Below are 21,974 nucleotides of genomic sequence, written 5' to 3' on the forward strand. Positions count from 1 at the left end.
CCATGTACGCACGCTCGCAACTGATGGCGCAAACCGATCCTGAACTGTGGGCAGCAATTCAAGCTGAAAACCTGCGCCAGGAACACCATATTGAATTGATTGCCAGCGAAAACTACGCTTCCCCTGCGGTCATGCAAGCCCAGGGTACCCAACTCACTAACAAATACGCCGAGGGCTACCCCGGCAAACGCTATTACGGCGGGTGTGAAAACGTCGATATCGCTGAACAACTTGCCATCGACCGGGCCAAGCAATTGTTCGGCGCAGACGCTGCCAATGTACAACCCCATTGCGGCGCATCAGCCAACCAGGCGGTGTTTCTTGCATTTCTCAAGCCTGGCGACACCATCATGGGCATGAGCTTGGCTGAAGGTGGCCACCTCACCCACGGCATGCCGCTGAACCTGTCTGGCAAATGGTTCAAGGTGGAGAGCTACGGACTGAACGCCAAAGAAGAAATCGATTACGACGCCATGGAAGCCAAGGCACTGGCTACCCGCCCTAAATTGATCATTGCAGGCGCTTCGGCTTACAGCTTACACATTGACTTTGCCCGCTTTGCCAAAGTGGCCAAAGACATCGGCGCTGTCTTTTTGGTCGATATGGCGCATTACGCAGGCTTGATCGCTGCAGGCGTGTACCCGAACCCAGTGCCACACGCCGATGTGGTGACATCCACCACCCACAAAAGCCTGCGGGGACCGCGCGGCGGCATTATTCTCATGAAAGCCGAGCACGAAAAAGCCATCAATAGCGCTGTGTTTCCAGGCTTGCAAGGCGGCCCTTTGATGCATGTGATTGCCGCCAAAGCAGTGGCCTTCAAAGAAGCGCTCGACCCCAGCTTCAAGACTTACCAGCAACAGGTGTTGAAGAACGCAGAAATCGTTGCCCACACCTTGACTGAGCGCGGTCTGCGTATCGTCAGTGGCCGGACGCAAAGCCATGTCATGCTGGTAGATTTGCGTTCCAAAGGTATCACTGGAAAAGCGGCAGAGCTTGCATTGGGCAATGCCCACATGACCATCAACAAAAACGCTATTCCCAACGATCCAGAAAAACCGATGGTGACCAGCGGTGTTCGTATTGGTACACCTGCCATGACCACACGGGGCTTTAAGGATGAGGAAGCACGTGCAACCGCTCACTTGATTGCCGATGTGCTGGAGCATCCAAACGACGAAGCGCATATTGCAGCGGTGCGCGCCAAAGTACATGCATTGACCAGTCGGTTTCCAGTCTATGGGTAATACGCCATGAAATGCCCTTTTTGCAGCCATGTGGAAACCCAAGTCATGGAGACCCGCATGTCTGAAGAGGGTGACTCGATCCGCCGTCGCCGATCCTGCGGGCATTGCGAAAAACGTTTCACCACGTATGAGCGTGCCGATGTCAGCTACCCCGCAGTGGTTAAAAAAGATGGCCGACGCATAGATTACGACCGCAGCAAACTGCGGGGATCTTTGAATCTTGCTTTGCGCAAACGTCCGGTGAGCACCGAGCAAATTGACGCGGCCATCGAACGTATTGAAGATAAGTTACTGTCTTTGGCACAGCGCGAAGTTGCGTCCAACCGTATCGGCGAGTTGGTGATGCGCGAATTAAAAAAACTCGATAAAGTGGCTTATGTTCGCTTCGCCAGCGTTTACCGCAGTTTTGAAGATGTGGATGAATTCAAAACGCTGGTTGAAGAATTCCGCCGTTAAAAAAACACTTACCAGCAGTTCACAGCGCACTTTTTTTAGCCCGCTTTTTACGCATGATGGCGGACATGCAACTGTTTATTTTTCCGCTTGTTTGGCTTTGGATGTCCTTGAAGCATGGCTCTTGTCCTGCTCAGATCATCTTTGCTAAACACGCCTTCGCCTCATCCTCTAACTCGCAAGGCTACAGCCTGCCCGAGCTTTGTATGGTGCTGGCCATATTCGGCATAGCAACATCGCTTGCAGCCCCGACTGTCAGTCAATGGCTTTGGCGAGCCAAAATTGAAAACGCCATTCGCTCTTGGTCTGCAGACTTGCAATCGGCACGTCTTCAGGCATTGCGAACGGGACAAGCCATGCAACTGCAACGCACCACGCAATGCAGTTCAACGAATTTACCCAACGGTGATTGGCGTTGCGGCTGGGAAATTGTTTCAGCACCTGGTTACCAACAGCCGGCTTTGCTCACCAATGCGTTGAACGGGGAACTGATTGTCACACTGTCACCCTCTCAGAACGCGTTGATGATCAATGCCAACGGTGAACCAGTCGCAGGTGGTTTGCGCTTGATGGTCAAGCCCCGAGTCAATAACTCGGCAATAGTTATCAGCGCATGCATCAACACAGCAGGCCGGTTGCGTTTGGTCAACTCCGCCACTTGCTCATGAAAAAAGATAGCCGATTATCAAAAGGCTTTTCTATGCTGGAGGCACTGACTGCCATGATGGTGTTGAGCCTGCTTTGCTTGAGCCTGATGACACTACAACTTCAATCCATGCAGGCACAACGCGATGCTTTGTCTCTTCAACAAGCAGTGGCCATGACAACGGATTTATCGCAACGTATGCAAGTTCACCCAGACGCGTGGCCTTGGTACCAATTGAACCTGAATCAGGTTCCGCCCAACTGGGATTGCTATCAACAAAGCTGCAGTGCGCAGCAATGGGCACAGTCCGATTTGGCCGATTGGTGGACAGAACTGCGCGAGCGTTTGCCCTTGGCAAGGGCCAGCATTCAAACCAACACAAGCGGCACACCCAAGGTAGATGTCCAACTGGTATGGCCTAGCTCGTCACAAAATGAAAGTCCATATTCATCCGTTGACTGTCCGGTCTCTTACAGATGCTGGCAAACCTCATGGCGCCCATGAATACAACCCACATCAGTCGCCAACGCGGTCAAGGTCTGGTTGAATGCATGATGGGTATGACCCTTAGTTTGCTGGTTGTCATGTCAGCGTTCAGTGCGTTTGCTTGGATTCAACGCAGCCAAACCATGCTTCAATCACAGATGGATACACATCAAAGAATGCACACAGCAATTCAAGGGGTGAGGGATCGCGCTCAACGCGCAGGTGCACCTGAATTGAAATTGGACAGTCAAGGTTTTGCTTCTCTGGCTTACTTGCCATTGACAGTATCTGGCAATGACAGCCAATTGCAGTTGATGCAATTTCGCAGTGTGACTCCTGCAGATTGTCAGGGTCACCAAGCTTCCACCCAGTACTGGTTACAAGATGATTTCAGAAAAAACAGTTCAAGTGAATTCACCTGCAAAGACAGCGCTCGCAGCAACTCTACTTACCAAGCGCTGATTGAGCAGGTGGATGAAGTTCGTTTTCGCTATGCACAAACCATGAATACGCCGGGTACCCCTGCTGCTTCACAACGCATGCAGTGGCGAACAGCCGCGCAAGTCACCGACTGGCATGCGATACGAGCGGTGCAATGGTGTTTACAAGTACGCACTAATGCGTTGACTTTGACAACCCCTGGCTTGTCATGCAACAAACTCACACCTCTGAAAAATGGCGCTATGGCATGGCGCTCGGTACTTCAATTTAGCCACGCTTCCCAATAATGCCCCATTCCTTCAAACCGTTTTTGAAACCCATCAATGAGTGCGGATTGGCCTTGCCCACAGTCTTAGCTTTGTTCATGGTCAGCAGTGTGATGCTGTTGGCAGGTTGGCGAAACATCACTTTGGCACAAGGATGGAGTCGCCATCAAACCGAACGCTGGCAATTAAAGCAAGCGGCGTTGAACGCTTTAACCACGACAGCAGATGCCATAGCCAGCAGCAGTCATCAGACGTCCGCTTCGCTTGCCTCCTCAAGTTCCGCTTCCCCTGCTTTTCCGGTCACTCTCTCTGACTGGGCGCTGCTGCAAACCCAATTGCCTGTTAACGGCTGCATGGAAGGTATTTGTCGGCCTTTGCTGACTCTGGGTCAGCGGCGCAGTGAATGGCTCAACCTATCCCCACAGGCCAAAAGTGCAGTACTCGAATCGGGTCAACGCATTCTGTCTTGGGTCGAAGTTTTACCCTGCAACATGGCATCCAACCATTCAGCCCCTTTGTTTATGTACAGAATCACCGTTATTGCATTGAATGAAGAGCGCCATAACCAAGTGGGATGGCAGGCCGTTTGGCGGCCAGTCAGCTTGCCTCTGGATGGACAAGCTGTTCGGCTGGCAGACATGCAACGTATGTTGGAGTTGCTGCCTTGATGTCACATGAAAATGGAAACTTTTTCACAGGAAATTTCTCCAATCACAGTGGTTTTTCCTTGCTGGAGTTGTTGTGCGTCTTGACCATCCTCGGGGTACTGAGTGCTTTTTCCATACCCATTTACCAAACTGCGCAAGCCCGCAGTCAGCGCCAATTGGCCAAACTTGCGCTCATGAAATCAGCCCAGTGGTTAGAGCAAACGGCTACCAGCACAGGCAGTTATCCGAGCAGTGTGCCGCTGGCTGTATGGCAAACACCTGAACTCAAATACCGTCTCACCTTAGTCAGTCAAGGGCAAAGCTATGTTTTGACCGCCACACCCATCAGTGTTCAAGCAAATGATGACTGTGGCGCTTTGACGCTGAACCAAGCCGGACAACGCAACGCGCAAGGTGAAGTCGCCAATTGCTGGTCAAGATAAGGCCGCTGATAATCCACCCATGCAATCTTTATCCATAGACTCTGTCCACATGAACCGGGCTTTGGTGCTTGCCACCCAAGCCATGTATGTCACCACGCCGAATCCGCGGGTTGGCTGTGTGATCACCACGGCCGATGGTCGATTGCTGGGTGAAGGGCAAACGCAAGCGGCTGGGCAGGCACATGCAGAAATCATGGCTTTGCACGATGCCCAGTCCCGTGGCAATTCCGTCATAGGTGCAACCGCTTATGTCACCTTGGAGCCTTGCGCCCACCAGGGGCGAACCGGCCCGTGCTGTGATGCATTGCTCCATGCAGGTATTGCCCGAGTGGTGGCAAGCATGCAAGACCCAAACCCTCAAGTTGCTGGAGAAGGATTGACCCGCTTGCGTGCCGCAGGTGTTCAGGTACAGACAGGTTTAATGGAAAACCAAGCACGAGAACTGAACATCGGTTTTTTTAAGCGTATGCAATATGGCCTGCCTTGGTTACGCATGAAAATCGCCCAATCGCTGGATGGTCAAACTGCATTGATCAATGGCAGTAGCCAATGGATAACTGGTACTGTGGCACGCAACGATGGCCACCATTGGCGGGCGCGGGCCTGCGCTGTCCTCAGCGGCATCGGTACCGTTTTACAAGACGACCCCTTGCTGAATGTCAGGGCGATGGACACACCGCGACAGCCTGACTTGCTTATGATCGATTCGCGGCTGCAAACTCCACTACACGCCAAGCTTTGGCAGGAAAAACGTCGAGTGTTCATTTTTTATGCCGAAAAAGACCCGGAAAAAGAACAGCACTTGCAAGCCAAAGGAGCAACGCTGGTCTACCTGCCCGGTGATGGCAACAAAGTCGATTTACAAGCGATGGTGAAACACTTAGGTCAACTGGCCTTTAACGAAGTGCATATAGAAGCAGGCCATAAACTCAACGGTTCTTTGCTAAAAGCCGGATTGGTAGATGAGTTGTTGGTGTATCTTGCCCCTGTGTTGATCGGCCCTGGACAGGGCATGGCCTCGCTGCCTGCGTTGACAAACCTGTCTGATGCACAGGCGTGGAATTTCCATGAAACCTGTCAAATGGGCAATGATTTGAGGCTGTTGCTCAGACCCCCTCGCTGATCTGCGAAAATAACCGAATGTTCACCGGCATCATTACCGGCGTGGGGCGCATCGCCGCTGTCCACGACCTGGGTCGCTCTTTGGATCATGGCAAGCGCCTTGAGATCAGCACACCTGCGCATTATCTGGACGACGTCACTCTGGGCGACAGCATTGCACTCAACGGCGCCTGCATGACAGTAACCAGTTTTGACACCACCCAAAACATCTTTAGCATCGACATCTCCGCCGAGTCATTGGACAAAACTGCTTTACTGAATGTCGTTGGAACCCCATTGAATTTGGAAAAGGCTTTGCGAGCTAACGACAGACTCGGCGGTCATATAGTTTCTGGACACGTAGATGGTGTTGGCCAAGTCATCAGGTTTGAACTCATTGGGGAAAGTTGGTTACTGCAAGTGATGGCGCCACCTTCGCTGGCCAAGTACCTGGCTTACAAAGGGTCCATCACGGTCAACGGTGTGAGCTTGACGGTTAACCAAATCGAAGACACCGTCACCGGTTGCTTGGTATTCATCAATTTGATTCCTCACACCATTGAACATACGGCGCTCGGCAGTTTACAAACCAGCAGTCCGGTCAACCTTGAAATTGACACCGTCGCGCGTTATGTCGAGCGCATGTTGCAATTCGACCCACCTCGCACCTCAGACATGAAAGCAGACGCATGAGCGCACATTTGCCACACGTAGCCATTTCTCCCTTGCAAGACATCATCGACGATATGCGTGCCGGACGCATGGTGATATTGGTAGACGAAGAAGACCGTGAAAATGAGGGTGACCTGGTATTGGCTGCGGACCATGTCACGCCTGAGGCCATCAATTTCATGGCACGCTTTGGTCGCGGTTTGATTTGCTTGACGCTCACGCGTGAGCGTTGTGAACATTTGAACTTGCCACCCATGGTGGCTAGAAACGGAACGGTGCACAGCACTGCTTTCACAGTTTCTATTGAAGCAGCGCAAGGGGTGACCACAGGCATTTCTGCCGCCGATCGTGCCCGCACTGTCCAAGTGGCGGTCGCGCCGAATGCCAAAGCGAATGACTTGGTTCAACCTGGTCATGTTTTTCCATTGCAGGCCGTCGATGGAGGTGTATTGATGCGCGCCGGTCACACCGAGGCAGGTTGTGATTTGGCCGCCATGGCTGGTTGCTCACCTTCTGCAGTGATTTGCGAAATCATGAAAGACGACGGCACCATGGCACGCCTGCCCGATTTGATGCAGTTTGCCGCTGAGCATGGTTTGAAAATCGGCACGATTGCAGATTTGATCGAACATCGCAGTCGCAATGAATCTCTGGTTCATAAACTCAGTATCCGTTCGCTGGTGACCGCCCACGGTGAATTCACTGCTCATGCTTACAAAGACCTGCCGAGCGACAGTGTTCACATTGCTTTGGTGCGCGGGAAATGGTCACCTACCCACGAGGTGCTCGCTCGCGTTCACGAACCACTGTCTGTGCTTGATGCTTTGGAGCCTCAACGTGTCATGCATTCTTGGAGCCTGGACGCTGCCCTTTCGCGCATCGCGTCCGAAGGCGCCGGTGTTGTAGTCCTACTCAACTGCGGTGAAAGCGGCGAACAGTTACTGGCTCAGTTTGAAGGCGTGGCACGTTCAGCGCAAGCGCCTGAGCGCGGCCGCATGGACTTACGCACCTACGGTATCGGTGCGCAGATATTGCGTGACTGTGGTGTGCACAAAATGCGCCTCATGGGCAACCCCCGACGCATGCCCAGCATGGCTGGTTACGGACTTGAAATCACCGGCTATCTGACCAAGGAATAAAGATGCATCAACCTGATAAGAGCACCACGCGCAGCGACTTGGACGGCAAAGGCCTGCGCATAGGTATCGTGCAGGCGCGTTTCAATCCTGACGTTACACATGCACTGGCCCAAGCGTGTACCGAAGAATTAGTCGCCTTGAAAGTCGCTCTCTCAGACATAGAACATGTGCAAGTGCCGGGTGCCCTCGAAGTGCCTGTCGCCTTACAAGCCATGGCTCAATCTAAACAGTTCCATGCCTTGATTGCATTAGGTTGCATTATTCGAGGTGAAACCTACCACTTTGAACTGGTGGCTAACGAGTCAGGTGCAGCCATTACCCAACTGGCTTTAGACCATGGTTTACCGATCGCCAACGCCATATTGACCACTGAAAATGAAGCACAAGCAGTGGCCAGACAACACAGCAAAGGCGTTGATGCAGCCCGCGTGGCTGTGGAGATGGCTTTGCTGATGAAGAGACTGTCATGAGCGACCAGAACGCACCAGTCGCCAAATCCGCCAAGCCTGCGGACATGCGCCGCGCCAGCGCCCGCGCCGCTCGCACCCGCGCACGCGGTTTTGCCGTGCAAGCGCTGTACCAAGTACTGGTTGGACGTAATCCACCAGAGGATGTGGACAGTTTCACCCGTGAACTCAGCGGTTTTCACAAAGCCGATAGCGTGCATTTCGACGCCTTGCTGCACGGGTGTTCTGCTCAAGCAGATGCGCTTGACGCGCATATCTTGCCCTTGCTTGACCGCAAGTTGGTAGAAATTTCACCAATTGAACATGCTGTACTTTGGATCGGCGCCTATGAAATGCAGCATTGCATAGACATTCCGTGGCGCGTGGTCATCAATGAATGCATAGAACTTGCCAAAGAGTTCGGTGGGACTGACGGTCACAAGTATGTGAATGCGGTACTCAATGGACTGGCGCCATCGCTCAGGCCGCTTGAAGTTGCAGCCGACAAGTCTGCTCCATCCGTTCCATCTGTGATTGACAACGGCTAAAGCCATGCGCATCAGCCAAAGAGCCAGCCGAATACAACCATTTTTTGTGATGGAAATGGCCAAAGCCGCTGCTGCATTGGCGCAACAAGCCAAAGACTCTGACAAACCCATGGTTTTTCTGAACATAGGCGAGCCCGATTTCACAGCACCTGCGTTGGTTCAAGAAGCCGCCATCAAAGCCATTCACGAGGGGCGAACACAATACACACACGCTCTTGGCTTGGACAGCTTGCGCGAGCGCATCAGCGCTTGGTATGGTTCACGTTATGGAATAGACATACCTGCCAGACGCATCGCAGTGACCGCCGGTGCCTCAGCCGCATTGCAACTGGCTTGTCTGGCTTTGATTGAGGCGGGCGATGAAATATTGATGCCAGACCCCTGCTACCCCTGCAACCGACAATTTGTACAAGCCGCCGATGGCCGCGCTGTGCTGTTGCCCACTGAAGCGTTGCAGCGTTTTCAATTGAGCGCAGACCAAGTCCTGAGCCACTGGCATACGCAAACACGCGGCGTGTTGTTAGCCTCGCCTTCCAATCCCACTGGCATCTCAATTGCGTTTGAAGAATTAAAGCGTATCCACCAAATTGTCAGCAACAAAGGTGGAATCACTTTGGTCGATGAAATTTATCTGGGACTGAGCTATGACTCTACTTATGGTCAGACCGCACTCGCCATTGACGACAACATCATCAGCATCAACAGTTTTTCTAAATACTTCAGCATGACAGGCTGGCGACTCGGTTGGTTGGTGGTGCCCGATGCATTGGTTCCAGTCATCGAACGACTTGCACAAAACCTGTTCATCTGCCCCAGCACAGTGGCGCAATACGCTGCGTTGGCTTGCTTCGAGCCGCAAAGCCTAGCGATTTACGAAGAACGCCGTGCGGCATTCAAACAGCGGCGCGACCATTTCATTCCGCAACTCAACGCCATGTGTTTGCCAGTGCCGGTAATGCCCGACGGAGCTTTTTATGCTTGGGCCGATTGCCGTTCGGCTTGTGCCAAATTGGGGCTCACAGACAGTTGGGCATTTGCTGAACACGTCATGAAACACGCCCATGTGGCGCTGACGCCAGGACGTGATTTTGGTCTCAATGCCCCAGGCGACTTTGTACGCATGTCGACCGCGAGTTCGCTGTCCTCATTGGACACAGCTGCTGACAGGTTACGTCAACTGCTGGAGGCTGCATGAGTTTTCAATTTCCAGTTCGTGTTTATTGGGAAGATACCGATGCAGGTGGCATCGTGTTTTATGCCAATTATTTGAAGTTTTTTGAACGTGCACGCACAGAATGGCTGCGACATCTAGGGCTGCAACAACACCAATTGAAGCTTAAGACGGGTGGTATGTTTGTGGTGATCGAAACCCAATTGAAATACCATAGCCCTGCATTACTGGACGATTTACTGAATGTCAGCGCTGTGCTTCACGGTAAAGGACGCGCCAGTTTGGTGATCAATCAACAGGCTCATCGTATCGAAAAAGACGGCACCCAAAGCTTGCTGTGCGAAGGTACGATTCGCATAGGCTGGGTCAACATTGCCAAGATGAAACCTGAGCGTATACCGCTTCAACTTTTGGAGTTGTTTAAATGAACCAAGATTTATCCATTGTTCAATTGCTGTTAAATGCGAGCTGGGTGGTGCAAGCGGTGGTCCTCGTGCTGATGCTGGTATCAGTCATGAGTTGGGCAGCCATATTCCGCAAATTGATTTCTTTGCGAGAAGTTAAAAATCTGAATGAGTATTTTGAACGCGAGTTTTGGTCTGGTAAAAGTTTGAATGAATTGTTTGCCGCAGCCCAGCAAAATGCCAAATCTTCAGGCCCGATGGAGCGCATTTTTGCCAGTGGTATGCGCGAATACCAGAAACTGCGTGAACGTCGCATCACTGACAGCGGTTTGTTGATGGATGGGGCGCGTCGCGCCATGCGTGCCAGTTTGCAGCGTGAAATGGATGCTATTGAATCCAACTTATCTATGTTGGCCTCGGTCGGCTCGGTATCCCCTTACGTCGGACTCTTCGGAACTGTGTGGGGCATCATGCACGCGTTCACGGGTCTGGCCGGCTTGCAGCAAGTCACGCTGGCCAAAGTAGCGCCTGGCATTGCCGAAGCACTTGTTGCTACCGCCATTGGACTGTTTGCAGCCATTCCTGCTGTGCTGGCATTCAATCGTTTTTCTCGTGACATAGATCGAGTCGCCAACAAACTGGAAACCTTTATTGAAGAGTTCTCAAATATCTTGCAACGCAATGTCGGCACACCGCCGAGCAACCCTCATTGAGGCCAAGGCTATCAAATGGCTACCGTCAATACTTACCGCCGCCAAGGCCGTCGCACCATCAGTGATATCAACATGGTGCCATTCATCGATGTGATGCTGGTGCTGTTGATCATCTTCATGGTCACTGCGCCATTACTCACTCCAGGCATGATTGACGTTCCCAGCGTGGGCAAGGCCGCAGCAGCGCCAGAACAAGTGATCACCATAGAAATTGATAAACAACTGCATATTCTGGTGAAGTCCAAAAGCACTGCCGCCAATAAAACAACGCAAATAAAACAAGATGCGACCATGGATAACGTCGCCAAAATCGCTTTGCAATTACAGTCTGGTGTTAGCACTACGCCCGTCATCATCAGTGCCGATAAAGGCATCACTTACGACAACGTAGTCAAGGTCATGGACCGTTTACAAAAGGCTGGCGTACAACGCGTGGGATTGGCAGTACGCCAAGGAGAATAAGCTGTATCCATGAGTCAAAAAGACGCTCATCTGGAATTTGCGCCGCCAGCAGATATGCGTTCTGGGCGGGCGTTGGTGCTCGCTTTATTGGTACACACATTGTTACTGCTGGCATTGACCTGGGGGGTGACTTGGAAAAAAGATTCTCAAGACAACACGGTAGAAGCAGAGTTGTGGTCTACCGTTCCTGAAGTTGCATCGCAAAAATTGAATGATGTGTCGCCTGTAGAGCCTTCACCTGCTGCAGAACCTAAGCCCTCACCACCTCCACCGCCAGTGATCAAAAAATCGCAGCCTGAGCCAGCCAAAACGGACGCAGATATAGCGACAACCACGCAAAAGAAAAAAGACCTCAAGCTCAAGCAAGAGGAGGACAAACAAAAAGAGCTTGAGAAAGAAAAAAAAATAAGCAAACAAAAAGAAGAAGCAAAACGCCTTGAACAGGAAACACGCGACAGTGAAGCCCTTCGGCAAAAATTTGAAAACCGAGTGAAAAACCAGGAAGCATCCTCCGCCAATGCGGTGGATGCGGTCGGGGAAACCAAAAGCAGCGGTCGACCCAGTGACGGTTATTTAAGCAAACTGCGAAACCGGGTGAAACCCAACATCACTTTTTCCGAAGCCCAATTGCAATCGGTGAAAGGCAACCCCGCTGCCGAAGTTGAAGTCATATGCAGTCCAAGCGGAGAAATTTTAGGTAAGAAATTGATTCAGTCCAGTGGCAATGCTGCCTGGGATCAGGCGGTCATGGCGGCCATAGAAAAAACAGCGCAATTGCCACGAGATGAAAACGGCAGCATCCCTTCCCGAATTCCTTTTGTATTCAGGCCCAGGGATTGACAGTCAATGCAAATGGCGCGGTCTACGGCCCGAATGCCCCGAGTTACCGCCATTGCCTTTAGGTGGGGTACTGATCTCTAAGGAGTTCACCAGCGAGTCAAATCGCTTGCTAAATAATTTATCTACCTCAAGCACCACATCGCTGAGTTCAGAAGCATCAAAGTGACGCTCCATGAGTGTGACAAGGTCCTGAACCAGCAAATCTCTTTGCACTTGCATGATGGCTGCGGGAGTAGGGCCTACAAACAACATCAGAAAATCATCTTTTGAGTCTCTGCCCTGGGCCTCGTCCTCGTCGTCAAATTCAGCGTCGTAAAAAGTGACCTCAAGCGCGGCACCTTCTCTGGTCAAGTCATTCAATGCCATACAAATATCATCAAGCACCTGACGGAAATCGTCTTCGCCTTTGATGGTCCAACAAATTTGCAACATGTGCTCGTTGGCATCCAATCTAATTCCAGGTTCTTCTTCATAAAAACTGTCAGCACATTCCTTCAAGGAACGTGCGCCAGCATAAACCCACAGGGCGCGAAGTGCATCCTGCAAATGATCAAAAGTAATTTCATCTCGCAATGGCACTGAGCCGTGTAAATGAATTTCGAAAGTGGTGTTGAATTTGCTCATCAAAGCATGATAGCAGTGGTAAAGACAACCTGATTTCAGCCCTTGATAAGTGCATACTTTATTTTAAAAGCCTTGCTTCAAATATAAAAAAATTGATCGGTACACAAGCGACTGTGGCATATTACCCTCACCTGATATGCGTCTACTTGATTCAGGTGGCTATTCGCAGATTGCGGATTTCAACGCATGTGTAAAACCACCTCATTCAATGGTGGTGCCTGAGACCGGAATCGAACCGGTACGCCCGCTATTCACGAAAGCGGCGGATTTTAAGTCCGCTGTGTCTACCAATTTCACCACTCAGGCAAGTGTTGACAATGCCATATTGTGACAAAAAATCAGGGGGTTAAGCTTTGCTCTTTCAAATAAATACGATTTGCAGTTTCTGAAGGCAGCATTAACTTGCTGCCTTGAAAATAAATTTGAACAGATGATAAGGAACGACTGCTTAGCGTCCAAGGCGGTGTTCCGTGAATGCTGCGCCCTATGCCAGGCTCTAAATTGACCACCGTGTGATTTTTTGCACCATCATCCACACAAATTTGTACAGGCTGATTGGCCAGCAAATACACATAGCTAGCAGGTTTTGTGGCGGAGTATGCAGTGGCACTCACAGGCTGAGAGTTGATAGAAGAACAATCATTTTTTTCTGGTTTGACGGCAAACGCTTTTTCTTTGGCGGGTGATGTTGCTGCATTCAATGAAGCTATAGGCGCAGCGCTTGCAGAGGCAGACGGGGGTATCGCATTGGCGGAGGCAGATGAACTTGTTGCGACTGACACACCAGCACTTGTTGTGGCTGCAGGAAGGGTTGCCGCTTCGGTACTTGGCTTACTTAATTTGACAGCACTTGGTACCACCGGGTCTGCAGGTTTGGGGGCTGCAACTACAGGGTTGGTTGAGCTTACAGCGTCTGATTTGGTTTGCGCTTTTTCAACTTCAGGTGCAGTCGGGACAGGATTGATGGTAATTTCTTGCGTGCTGCTCTTACCGGTTGTCATGGATGGAAGCTGTGACAAGTTGTTTTCAGTCGAAGATACACCTGCATTGCGATCAGAAAACGGTGGATCTATCCACTCTGTGAATACATTAATCGCGATTTGTTGACTGGATTTCCACCAAGAAAAAACAGCCAGACTGAGCAGAATGAAGACAATGAATGAAAAAGTCCAGCCCAATCTCACTGGATGACGAACAGATGAAGTAAGAAACCCGTCCTTAAGATTTGTTTCAGAAAGACGGATGATGTCTTCAATGACGTTGTTGCTTGCACGAGGGATAGGGTCTTGTGCTTCAACCCTGGAAAGGATTGCCGCCGGCGTAGGATTCTCCAGCAGGCGGATGACTCTACGCATAGACTGGGATTTGATTTGGGGAGAATAAAAAAGATTGTCTCCACCCTCCTCCAGTTGCCGCAATTGACCAACGGATAGATTGGACTTCGCCGCAAGTTGTGCATGATCAAAACCCGCAGCCAAGCGCAGATTTTTTAGGTGCCCTGCATCATCGCGGTCAATTTCTTCCATAAAAGCCAAATAATGTCAAATAAAGAAAATGTACTGTAATAGCTGGGGTCAGTCTATGCGGATTTACTTGGGTGATTGCTTACTTTGGTACTCTTTTATACAGGTTAATTTGAAACTTTTTTGACAATTCATGATGAACTCTGTTTGTGTCTCAGGTGTGCAACTGGAAATCAGAAAGATCGATGGAACTGATCAGTTGGCACCGATTGTTTTTCTACACGAGGGTCTAGGTTCGGTTGCCATGTGGCAATCTAGACATTTGGATTGGCCTAAAGCGTTGTGCGAGGCCAGTGGCCGCAGCGGGTGGGTATATTCCCGCCGTGGCTACGGACGGTCCGAGGCTGTCGGGGATGTGCGTGGAAAGAACCGTTTGTCAGCGGACTATATGCACCAAGAGGCATGGCGTGTACTTCCTGAACTATTGGACATTTGTGCCATATCTCAACCGGTTCTGCTGGGGCATTCGGATGGTGCGACCATCGCTTTGCTTCATGCAGCTCGGTATACGGTTTCAGGCGTGGTGGTCATGGCGCCGCATCTGTTCGTAGAGGACATGAGTTTGCGCTCTATCGAAGCTGCCAAAGACGCATTTGAAAAAGGTGATTTACGCTCAAGGCTCTCGCGTTTTCATGCCGATGTGGACTGTGCATTCTGGCAGTGGAACGACGTGTGGTTATCTGAGGAATTCCGATCTTTCGATATTCAAAAAGAGTGTCTCAACATTACAGCAGACTTGCTTGCTATTCAGGGTACAAATGACCAATATGGAAGCATGCAGCATATTGAATTGCTTCATACAAGCGGGTCAGTAAAGCGTGAAATATTGCCTCACTGCGGGCATTCACCACACAAAGATCAGGCAGAGTTCAGTAAGCAAATGATCGTTGATTTTTTAAAAGATCTTCCCTGAAGTTGAGATAACGCAACACCGTCAACATCTGCAAAACCATTCATTGCTTGCGAGTCAATACAGACAATTCATCTGCTGAGAGCCATCGCCATTCACCTGGTTGAAGTTGCTCACCCAATACCAGTTCACCTATGCGTGAGCGATGTAATTGCACGACCTTATGACCGGTGGCTGCAAGCATACGCTTGACTTGGTGGTATTTGCCCTCTGTCAAAGTCAATTGCATCTGGTGGCTGCCGACCAAGCTACATGAGGCAGCTTTGACCGGTGATGGGTCATCATTTAAAACCACACCTTGCAGTAATTTCTTGACAACGGTTTCATCCAAAGCGTCTTCTGTGGCCAATTCATACACTTTGGGTACATGGTGCTTAGGCGAACTCATGCGATGGATGAACTGTCCGTCATCACTGAGCAACAACATACCCGTGGTGTCCTGGTCCAGTCGACCGACGGCCTGCACGCCTTGTAAACCTGTTTTTGCCGGTCGTTGCCTCAATGGTGTGGGCAACAATGAGTAAACGCTGGGCCAGGCTGAGGGTTTATGAGAGCACTCGGTGCCGGCGGGTTTGTGCAGTAATACATAGGCCTTCGCATGGTACTGCCAAAGTACGCCTTGCACCATGAATGGCATGCCGCTATAAGGCTCAATCATCAAATCTGTTTGCTCATGAACCAGTAAACCTTGACCCGTATCTATCTTGACCAAGCCTTGTTGTACCAACCCATGACATATGCGACGTGTGCCAAAGCCTTGTGAAAAAAGCATATCACTCAAAAATACAGGGGATGACATATGTGATGGTTTGATAAAAAGTGAGATTGACGGCCTTGCCAAGCGTTAAAGTATGCCCCATGGAAAATATCGATGTCATGGTTCTGCGCTCTTTACGCAATTGGCGGCTTGCTGGGCAACGCGCCCTGCTGGCCACGGTGGTTCGGACATGGGGTTCTTCGCCTCGGCCTATCGGTTCCATCATGGCGCTGTGTGAAACCGGTGCGGTGGTTGGTTCAGTCTCTGGCGGTTGCATTGAAGACGATTTAATTTACCGATTCACCCAAGCCTATGCCACAGGTCAAGCAACAGGCGAAACCGCAGTTATCCCCAGCGGTGCTCCTCACAGAGTCAAATACGGCATCACAGCGGATGAAGCGCATCGCTTTGGCCTGCCCTGCGGCGGTACCCTGGAGTTACTGCTTGAATTTGATCCTGACGCCAAGCAATTAGACCAATTGGTGCTGTCTCTGGAGCAAGGCAAATTGATGCAACGCACCACTTTGCTGGCTGATGGCAGTGTGAGCCTGCAAGCCAGTGATACCCCGACTGAGCTCCATATAGATGATGCTCAATTGGTGAATACATTTGGTCCTGAGTACCGCATGCTGCTGATTGGTGCTGGGCAATTAACCGAGTACCTCGCTACCATGGCATTGTTCAATGGATTTGCTGTGACTGTGTGCGATCCGCGTGAAGAATACAGAGGTGCTTGGTCGGTACCTCAAGTCTCCATTACCAGCGAGATGCCAGACGATGTGGTGCAAAGTTTCAGAGCAGATCGGCGCAGTTGTGTGATCGCCCTTACCCATGACCCCAAGCTTGACGACTTGGCTCTTTTGGAGGCGTTAGAGACAGATGCTTTTTACGTTGGCGCCATTGGATCACGCCGCAATAATGAAGCGCGGCATCAACGCATGATCGAACATCTGGATAAATCCGAGGAAGAACTCAAGCGTTTACGTGGCCCGATTGGTATTTATATCGGTAGCAAAACACCTGCAGAGATTGCAGTCAGCATCATGGCAGAGGTATTGGCCGTCAAAAACGGTGTCCCTCTTCCTCGAGACATGGATGTCGCCCATGCCAAAAACAGCCAAGATATTGCGCACAACGACCCCGGCACACTGGTGTGCGGCATTCGTTGATGATAGTTATTGCTGACCTACATGACTAACAACAAGCTAGATTTAAGCTCGCTCCAAAAGGCATTACACCGATTGGTCGAGGGCTATGCCCGATTTATGCTGGACATAAGCGACTCACAGATTCGAGATGGTTTGATACAACGTTATGAATTTACTTATGAGATCAGTCATAAGATGTTGAAAAGACACTTGGAAATGACTTCTGCAAATCCACAAGTATTTGACGGTATGCCGTTTGCAGATTTGATACGTACTGGCAATGAGCAATCACTCTTAAAAAATGACTGGTCAACCTGGAAAATATTCAGAGAAATGCGTGCTAAAACCAGTCATACTTATGACGAACAGGTTGCAGATAAAGTGGTTGCGGTTATTCCTGATTTCATAGAAGAAATCAAATACCTTTGTAATCAACTTCAACTCAAACATGATTGAAGCCAAACCGCCCATTTCGGTCAGTATGAATGAATGGGTCATTATTCAAAATATTTTAGAAAAGCATATCCCTAATAGAGAAGTATGGGCATTTGGCTCCAGAGTCAAGGGCGTAGTCAAATCTTATTCTGACCTAGATACCGTCATTATGGGTGAAGAAGCGTTGAGCATTGCGACATTGGCAGACCTGAAAAAAGCATTCAGCGATTCAGACTTACCCTTTAAAGTTGACCTGATCCTTTGGTCTGAGACATCAGAAAATTTCAGACGTTTAATCAAAAACAGTTACGCTGTCATCAAACTAGGCCGACCGCTTTGACCATGTATCAAGCCACTTGCCGCGTTTGTCCTGCATCAGCACGTCAACACCCCATGCCTTGGCAGTGCGCTGCACAAGTTGTGGCGGGCACATGAAAAACACCTTGGTTAACGCATCCGCCAGCACACATGAAGGCGCAATCACCGAAACAGATGCCCAATAGGGCGCAGAGTCGCCAGTATGTGGATTGAAAATATGATGATGCATGTGGTCAGAAGTGAAAGCCGTATGCGAGTCAGAAGAAGTGGCCACGGCGCGTCCATCGGTTGAAATGACGGGCTGTTGTCCCTTGCTATTTGTGGCATTTTCTATCCCGAAACGCCAAGGTGAGTTTGAGGGCGCATGTCCCAGCGTGGCAGTTTCACCCGTGTCAATCAACGCATGTTTCACGCCATGCGACTGCAGCACAGACCGCACCAGATCAGCTGCATAACCTTGGGCTATGCCATTGAGCGAGACCCCCATACCTGAAGCGTTCAATCGAATGCTGTGCGGGTTCACTTCCAAGGCTTGCCAATTGACCAAATGCAATTGACGTTCAAGTAGTTTGCGCTCTGGCAATCGTTGTTCATTTTTTGCTTGAGACCAAACTTCCCATAGGGGCTGCACGGTGACATCAAATGCACCATGACTGCGTGCTGACACATAACGAGACAAACTCAAAACAGACAACAAGGCGGCAGAAGGATTGTTTAAAACGCCATCGCGGTTCAATCGCGATACCGCACTGTCAGGATTGAACAAGCTCATGTCAGATTCCACTTGGCATATGGCCGTGACGGCGTCATTCAAAGCTGATTCCAATAGATCCGAATGGGTATGCGCCGCACGCAACCATAATGTCGTACCAAACCCAACCAATGCACGTTCTCGCCAAATCAGCGAGTTGAATGACCTGGTCTTAGGGTCCCAAAGTGCGGCATCGGTATTCGCCAGTGCCCCAGCCCCCCATACTCCTGCAACCCCTAGCGCTGATCCCCATTTCAAGCATTGACGTCGATGAAGATTCATGAAGTTGATCCTGCGTTGATAGGTATGAAACGACTTCCGTCCTTGCGTTCTTGAATCAATGGCAAACAACGCTGGTCATCTTGATAGATAGACACACAATCAAGGCACTGAAAACATTCGCTGTAATTCACTTTGCCTTCTGGCTCAATGGCCTGGTATTCACAACGGTGACGACAGGTTTGACAAGGTGTGCCGCAAGCTTCTCGGCGCGGAATCCAAGACCAACGCTGCAACACATTGGTTGCTGCTAATGCTGCACCCAGAGGGCAAATATAGCGACAGTAACCGCGGTAGACGAACACACTCAAGCCAATGCAAAACACAGCCCAGGCAATATTAGGCCAGTCACGCACAAAGTACATACTGATGGCAGTCTTAAACGGTTCGATTTCGACAGCCACTTCGGCGAATGAAGGGGAAAACCAAACACCACCCAAGATAACCACCAACACCACATACTTGATCCATTTAAGCTTTGCATCTAAAGCTGTGCGTAAACGTTTGTGGCGCATTCCTACAGCTTGCGTCAGCATACTGATGAGTTCTTGCAATGCACCGAACGGACACAACCAGCCACAAAAAGTACCGCGCCCCCAAACCAATAATGTCCCAGCAACGAATAGCCACAAAATCACCGTCATTGGATCATTCATAAAAAATCCAAGGTCGCCGCCTTGTCTGAGTTCATCCAAAGACGCGGTAATATTTACAATGGTTAATTGCCCTTGTGCAAACCAACCGATGAAGCCCAGGGTGTAAATCAAATACAGCATACGGAAAATTTTGAACCGGCGGGCATTTGCACTCAAACGCTTTTGCATCAACAAGCCTATGCTGAGCACGATCAATCCCAAAATCAACACAGTGATTTCCAAATCTCGGCTGATCCAGGTTTTTACCCATTCGGCATTGGACATATCAACATCCAAGATGTTCGACCAAGTCGCACGCCAACCGTTGAATGAATAGTCAAGAGGGAGTTTTTTATACACCACCTGATTGGGGTACACACCAAAACGCCTACCCCATTTCAAATCTAACTCAAAAGGTGCGGCGGCATCCAGTGGGGTTGAGTTTTCAATAATGAAAAAATAGGCACGGGTTGATTCGGGGTAACCAGGCACTTTCAAACCCTTGTCATAAGACATGGCTCGTAAGGTCAATTCATTACCGCCTTGCCTGACTTCAAATGGCAAGTCTTGCTGAATACGTTGACTCTCGTACGCCATGCGTGCCATCGGACCAGACTCAGTCACTAAAAGTGCTTGCGCTTGACGCCTGTTGGTGTTGAGTAAACGCCAGCCGTTTTCGTCGAGCAAGTTACGTCCAATATTCGGCAAACTGACCAAAGCCACGTGCACTGACAATGCAATTTCATTGGGATTTGCCTCAGCTAATTTGTCATTACCGAAAGCTTTGGTGCCAGCAAATGCTTTTTCAATATCTGCACGCTTGAATGTTTGCGTGCTCACCATACCGCGACTTAAAAGCGTTTCCCAATCTAGTTTTGCATATGTCTCATCTTGGGCTTTGATTTTCTTACCAACGGCCGCAGCACCTGCGATTTGACCCGCCGCCGCCGCCTCTGTGTGCGCCAAAGCGACTGAAGCTGCTGACAGCACAATGGTTTTATCTATCGCCTTGGCACTTACGGTACCGGCTTGCACACCATGTAATGCTGCATACACATCATCTCTGCTCGTCTTTGCAGTATGGGCATAGATCTGAATATTGTGATGCGTAGAAAGTCCGACATATTGCGCCGCAAATTTAGCTAACTTGGCAAATCCTGCTTCAGATCTAAAGATGGGTTCCTTGTGGTCGAGCAATTTAGACTCAAGAAAATGACCCTGTAAATCCATGGCCACCAATATATTGATGGGTTTGCCACCATAGCCTCGCACAGGTTCAAAATCTACTGTTTCAAATACGTAGGCAAAGAGCTCAGGCTTGGCATCTGGTTGTTCAGTATTTTTCGTGAACAATGGCCATAAAGGCATATTGGGTTGAATCTCACCCACGGTATATTTATCCGCAAATAGAGCTTCAACATCCGACTTGATGAGCATGCCGGCTGTCGTTGGCGTGATGGAAAACACCAAGCTGGCAGCCAGCCAACGCAAGCACACTTCTAAACGGTATATGAAACGCATTTGTATTCCAAGAACTTCACCATTTATAACATTTCATCGCATAGGGTAAACCACGCTAACTGCTGAAGCAGAGTAGCGAATGCGACTGATGAAGCCGGTTTTTAAGGCGTGAAGTACGGGCTAGCGATGGGCCAGCCAGGCGGCAAATTCAGCACCTACTTGAGGGTGAATTTCGCCTAAGTCGACTGTGGCTTGTAAAAAGCCTAGCTTGCTGCCACAGTCATATCGTGTGCCTTGGTATCTGTAGGCAAACACTTTTTCTTTCTTCAATAATTGTGCAATGGCATCTGTCAATTGAATTTCACCACCTGCGCCTTTAGGCGTGTGTAGAAGCTCTTGAAAAATACCAGGAGTGAGAATATAGCGACCCGCTACCGCCAAAGTACCAGGGGCTGCTGAGGGTGCAGGCTTTTCAATGATGCCACTAAGCTCTGTTAAATGCTCAGTGGTAGACGTACCACTGACGATACCGTAACGGTTCGTATGTTCAAGCGGCACATCCTGCACCGCCAAAATACTTGATTGCAAATGATCAAATTGACTAACCATTTGCGAAGTGATGGAGGGTTGACCTACCATCAAATCGTCAGCCAACAAAACTGCAAAAGATTCCATACCGACCAAGGGTTGGGCGCAAAGAACTGCGTGACCTAAGCCCAAGGCACGTGGCTGTCGAACATAACTGCAGACCATGTCTTCAGGAGAGATGCTGCGAGCAAGCTTAAGCAATTCTGTTTTACCCGCCAGCTCTAGTTCGCTTTCAAGTTCATAAGCCGTATCGAAATGGTCTTCAATGCTGCGCTTGGTACGACCGGTGACAAATATCATGTGCCTGATACCCGCCTCGTAGGCCTCCTCCACCGCGTACTGGATCAAGGGCTTGTCCACGACGGGCAACATTTCCTTGGCTGAAGCTTTGGTGGCAGGTAAAAAGCGAGAGCCTAAGCC

27 protein-coding genes and 1 tRNA gene are annotated in these 21,974 nt (G+C 50.1%); 21 read left to right on the forward strand and 7 right to left on the reverse strand.

What is annotated here, in order from left to right; translation table 11 throughout:
* Positions 1–2 precede the first annotated feature (2 nt).
* The 17 genes from glyA (at position 3) to AC9UG7_RS05540 (ending at position 12,125) form a co-directional block, all read left to right on the forward strand.
* Positions 3–1,247, forward strand: coding sequence for a serine hydroxymethyltransferase (glyA, locus tag AC9UG7_RS05460; protein ID WP_509585267.1), 1,245 nt, complete (start codon positions 3–5; stop codon positions 1,245–1,247).
* A 6-nt stretch (positions 1,248–1,253) separates the two neighbouring features.
* Positions 1,254–1,703, forward strand: a complete 450-nt coding sequence (gene nrdR / locus AC9UG7_RS05465) for a transcriptional regulator NrdR (RefSeq protein ID WP_509585269.1) — start codon at positions 1,254–1,256, stop codon at positions 1,701–1,703.
* A 65-nt stretch (positions 1,704–1,768) separates the two neighbouring features.
* Positions 1,769–2,368 carry a GspH/FimT family pseudopilin gene (locus AC9UG7_RS05470; protein WP_509585272.1) on the forward strand — a complete coding sequence of 200 codons (600 nt, stop codon included), beginning with the start codon at positions 1,769–1,771 and terminating at the stop codon, positions 2,366–2,368.
* A gap of 32 nt (positions 2,369–2,400) precedes the next feature.
* Positions 2,401–2,850 carry a hypothetical protein gene (locus AC9UG7_RS05475; RefSeq protein ID WP_509585274.1) on the forward strand — a complete coding sequence of 150 codons (450 nt, stop codon included), beginning with the start codon at positions 2,401–2,403 and terminating at the stop codon, positions 2,848–2,850.
* Positions 2,847–3,560, forward strand: a complete 714-nt coding sequence (locus AC9UG7_RS05480) for a PilW family protein (protein WP_509585277.1) — start codon at positions 2,847–2,849, stop codon at positions 3,558–3,560. The genes AC9UG7_RS05475 and AC9UG7_RS05480 overlap by 4 nt, the downstream gene beginning before the upstream one ends.
* A complete protein-coding gene (locus AC9UG7_RS05485) occupies positions 3,560–4,207 on the forward strand; it encodes a hypothetical protein (protein WP_509585280.1) in 648 nt (215 codons plus the stop codon). The genes AC9UG7_RS05480 and AC9UG7_RS05485 overlap by 1 nt, the downstream gene beginning before the upstream one ends.
* Positions 4,207–4,629 carry a type IV pilin protein gene (locus tag AC9UG7_RS05490; protein WP_509585283.1) on the forward strand — a complete coding sequence of 141 codons (423 nt, stop codon included), beginning with the start codon at positions 4,207–4,209 and terminating at the stop codon, positions 4,627–4,629. The genes AC9UG7_RS05485 and AC9UG7_RS05490 overlap by 1 nt, the downstream gene beginning before the upstream one ends.
* A 19-nt stretch (positions 4,630–4,648) precedes the next feature.
* Positions 4,649–5,752, forward strand: coding sequence for a bifunctional diaminohydroxyphosphoribosylaminopyrimidine deaminase/5-amino-6-(5-phosphoribosylamino)uracil reductase RibD (gene ribD, locus AC9UG7_RS05495; protein WP_509585286.1), 1,104 nt, complete (start codon positions 4,649–4,651; stop codon positions 5,750–5,752).
* Positions 5,753–5,769: 17 nt separating this feature from the next.
* Positions 5,770–6,423 carry a riboflavin synthase gene (locus tag AC9UG7_RS05500; protein ID WP_509585289.1) on the forward strand — a complete coding sequence of 218 codons (654 nt, stop codon included), beginning with the start codon at positions 5,770–5,772 and terminating at the stop codon, positions 6,421–6,423.
* Positions 6,420–7,541: a bifunctional 3,4-dihydroxy-2-butanone-4-phosphate synthase/GTP cyclohydrolase II gene (ribBA, locus tag AC9UG7_RS05505; RefSeq protein ID WP_509585292.1), complete on the forward strand. Its 1,122-nt coding sequence runs from the start codon at positions 6,420–6,422 to the stop codon at positions 7,539–7,541. Before AC9UG7_RS05500 ends, ribBA begins: the two co-directional genes overlap by 4 nt.
* 2 nt (positions 7,542–7,543) lie before the next feature.
* Positions 7,544–8,011, forward strand: coding sequence for a 6,7-dimethyl-8-ribityllumazine synthase (ribH, locus tag AC9UG7_RS05510; RefSeq protein WP_509585295.1), 468 nt, complete (start codon positions 7,544–7,546; stop codon positions 8,009–8,011).
* A complete protein-coding gene (nusB, locus tag AC9UG7_RS05515) occupies positions 8,008–8,535 on the forward strand; it encodes a transcription antitermination factor NusB (RefSeq protein WP_509585298.1) in 528 nt (175 codons plus the stop codon). The genes ribH and nusB overlap by 4 nt, the downstream gene beginning before the upstream one ends.
* A 4-nt stretch (positions 8,536–8,539) precedes the next feature.
* Positions 8,540–9,730, forward strand: coding sequence for a pyridoxal phosphate-dependent aminotransferase (locus AC9UG7_RS05520; protein WP_509585301.1), 1,191 nt, complete (start codon positions 8,540–8,542; stop codon positions 9,728–9,730).
* A complete protein-coding gene (gene ybgC / locus AC9UG7_RS05525) occupies positions 9,727–10,134 on the forward strand; it encodes a tol-pal system-associated acyl-CoA thioesterase (protein ID WP_509585303.1) in 408 nt (135 codons plus the stop codon). The genes AC9UG7_RS05520 and ybgC overlap by 4 nt, the downstream gene beginning before the upstream one ends.
* A complete protein-coding gene (gene tolQ, locus AC9UG7_RS05530) occupies positions 10,131–10,823 on the forward strand; it encodes a protein TolQ (protein WP_509585306.1) in 693 nt (230 codons plus the stop codon). Before ybgC ends, tolQ begins: the two co-directional genes overlap by 4 nt.
* Positions 10,824–10,838: 15 nt before the next feature.
* Entirely contained in the window at positions 10,839–11,285 is a 447-nt protein-coding gene (locus tag AC9UG7_RS05535) for a biopolymer transporter ExbD (protein WP_509585308.1), read from the forward strand.
* Between the two features lie 9 nt (positions 11,286–11,294).
* On the forward strand, positions 11,295–12,125 hold the full coding sequence (locus AC9UG7_RS05540; RefSeq protein WP_509585311.1) for an energy transducer TonB: 831 nt from the start codon (positions 11,295–11,297) through the stop codon (positions 12,123–12,125).
* A 3-nt stretch (positions 12,126–12,128) separates the two neighbouring features.
* On the opposite strand, the gene AC9UG7_RS05545 is transcribed toward AC9UG7_RS05540, so the two are convergent.
* The 3 genes from AC9UG7_RS05545 to AC9UG7_RS05555 all read right to left on the reverse strand — a co-directional run bounded on the left by AC9UG7_RS05545 (position 12,129) and on the right by AC9UG7_RS05555 (position 14,275).
* A complete protein-coding gene (locus AC9UG7_RS05545) occupies positions 12,129–12,749 on the reverse strand; it encodes a DUF6806 family protein (protein ID WP_509585314.1) in 621 nt (206 codons plus the stop codon).
* Between the two features lie 212 nt (positions 12,750–12,961).
* Positions 12,962–13,055: transfer RNA gene (locus tag AC9UG7_RS05550), tRNA-Leu, on the reverse strand.
* 32 nt (positions 13,056–13,087) lie between these two features.
* Positions 13,088–14,275: a hypothetical protein gene (locus AC9UG7_RS05555; protein WP_509585317.1), complete on the reverse strand. Its 1,188-nt coding sequence runs from the start codon at positions 14,273–14,275 to the stop codon at positions 13,088–13,090.
* A 130-nt stretch (positions 14,276–14,405) separates the two neighbouring features.
* Here AC9UG7_RS05555 and AC9UG7_RS05560 point away from each other — a divergent pair, with 130 nt between their 5' ends.
* On the forward strand, positions 14,406–15,185 hold the full coding sequence (locus AC9UG7_RS05560) for an alpha/beta fold hydrolase (protein WP_509585320.1): 780 nt from the start codon (positions 14,406–14,408) through the stop codon (positions 15,183–15,185).
* Between the two features lie 40 nt (positions 15,186–15,225).
* On the opposite strand, the gene AC9UG7_RS05565 is transcribed toward AC9UG7_RS05560, so the two are convergent.
* Positions 15,226–15,954 (reverse strand): 16S rRNA pseudouridine(516) synthase, encoded by a 729-nt coding sequence (locus AC9UG7_RS05565; RefSeq protein ID WP_509585323.1) that lies wholly within the window; start codon positions 15,952–15,954, stop codon positions 15,226–15,228.
* Positions 15,955–16,040: 86 nt separating this feature from the next.
* Here AC9UG7_RS05565 and AC9UG7_RS05570 point away from each other — a divergent pair, with 86 nt between their 5' ends.
* The 3 genes from AC9UG7_RS05570 to AC9UG7_RS05580 are packed head-to-tail and all read left to right on the forward strand — an operon-like array spanning position 16,041 to position 17,862.
* Complete coding sequence (locus tag AC9UG7_RS05570) at positions 16,041–17,108, forward strand: XdhC family protein (protein WP_509585326.1); 1,068 nt, start codon at positions 16,041–16,043, stop codon at positions 17,106–17,108.
* Positions 17,109–17,129: 21 nt separating this feature from the next.
* On the forward strand, positions 17,130–17,543 hold the full coding sequence (locus AC9UG7_RS05575; protein WP_509585329.1) for an HI0074 family nucleotidyltransferase substrate-binding subunit: 414 nt from the start codon (positions 17,130–17,132) through the stop codon (positions 17,541–17,543).
* Positions 17,536–17,862, forward strand: coding sequence for a nucleotidyltransferase family protein (locus AC9UG7_RS05580; protein WP_509585332.1), 327 nt, complete (start codon positions 17,536–17,538; stop codon positions 17,860–17,862). The genes AC9UG7_RS05575 and AC9UG7_RS05580 overlap by 8 nt, the downstream gene beginning before the upstream one ends.
* On the opposite strand, the gene AC9UG7_RS05585 is transcribed toward AC9UG7_RS05580, so the two are convergent.
* The 3 genes from AC9UG7_RS05585 to galU form a co-directional block, all read right to left on the reverse strand.
* Positions 17,845–18,873: an FAD:protein FMN transferase gene (locus AC9UG7_RS05585; protein ID WP_509585335.1), complete on the reverse strand. Its 1,029-nt coding sequence runs from the start codon at positions 18,871–18,873 to the stop codon at positions 17,845–17,847. The genes AC9UG7_RS05580 and AC9UG7_RS05585 overlap by 18 nt on opposite strands.
* Positions 18,870–21,026 carry a 4Fe-4S binding protein gene (locus tag AC9UG7_RS05590; protein WP_509585338.1) on the reverse strand — a complete coding sequence of 719 codons (2,157 nt, stop codon included), beginning with the start codon at positions 21,024–21,026 and terminating at the stop codon, positions 18,870–18,872. The genes AC9UG7_RS05585 and AC9UG7_RS05590 overlap by 4 nt, the downstream gene beginning before the upstream one ends.
* A 120-nt stretch (positions 21,027–21,146) precedes the next feature.
* Positions 21,147–21,974: UTP--glucose-1-phosphate uridylyltransferase GalU (gene galU, locus AC9UG7_RS05595; RefSeq protein ID WP_509585341.1), on the reverse strand; the 828-nt coding region annotated here is incomplete at its 5' end.

It is taken from the genome of Limnohabitans sp., from assembly GCF_046052765.1.
GTDB lineage: Bacteria > Pseudomonadota > Gammaproteobacteria > Burkholderiales > Burkholderiaceae_C > Limnohabitans.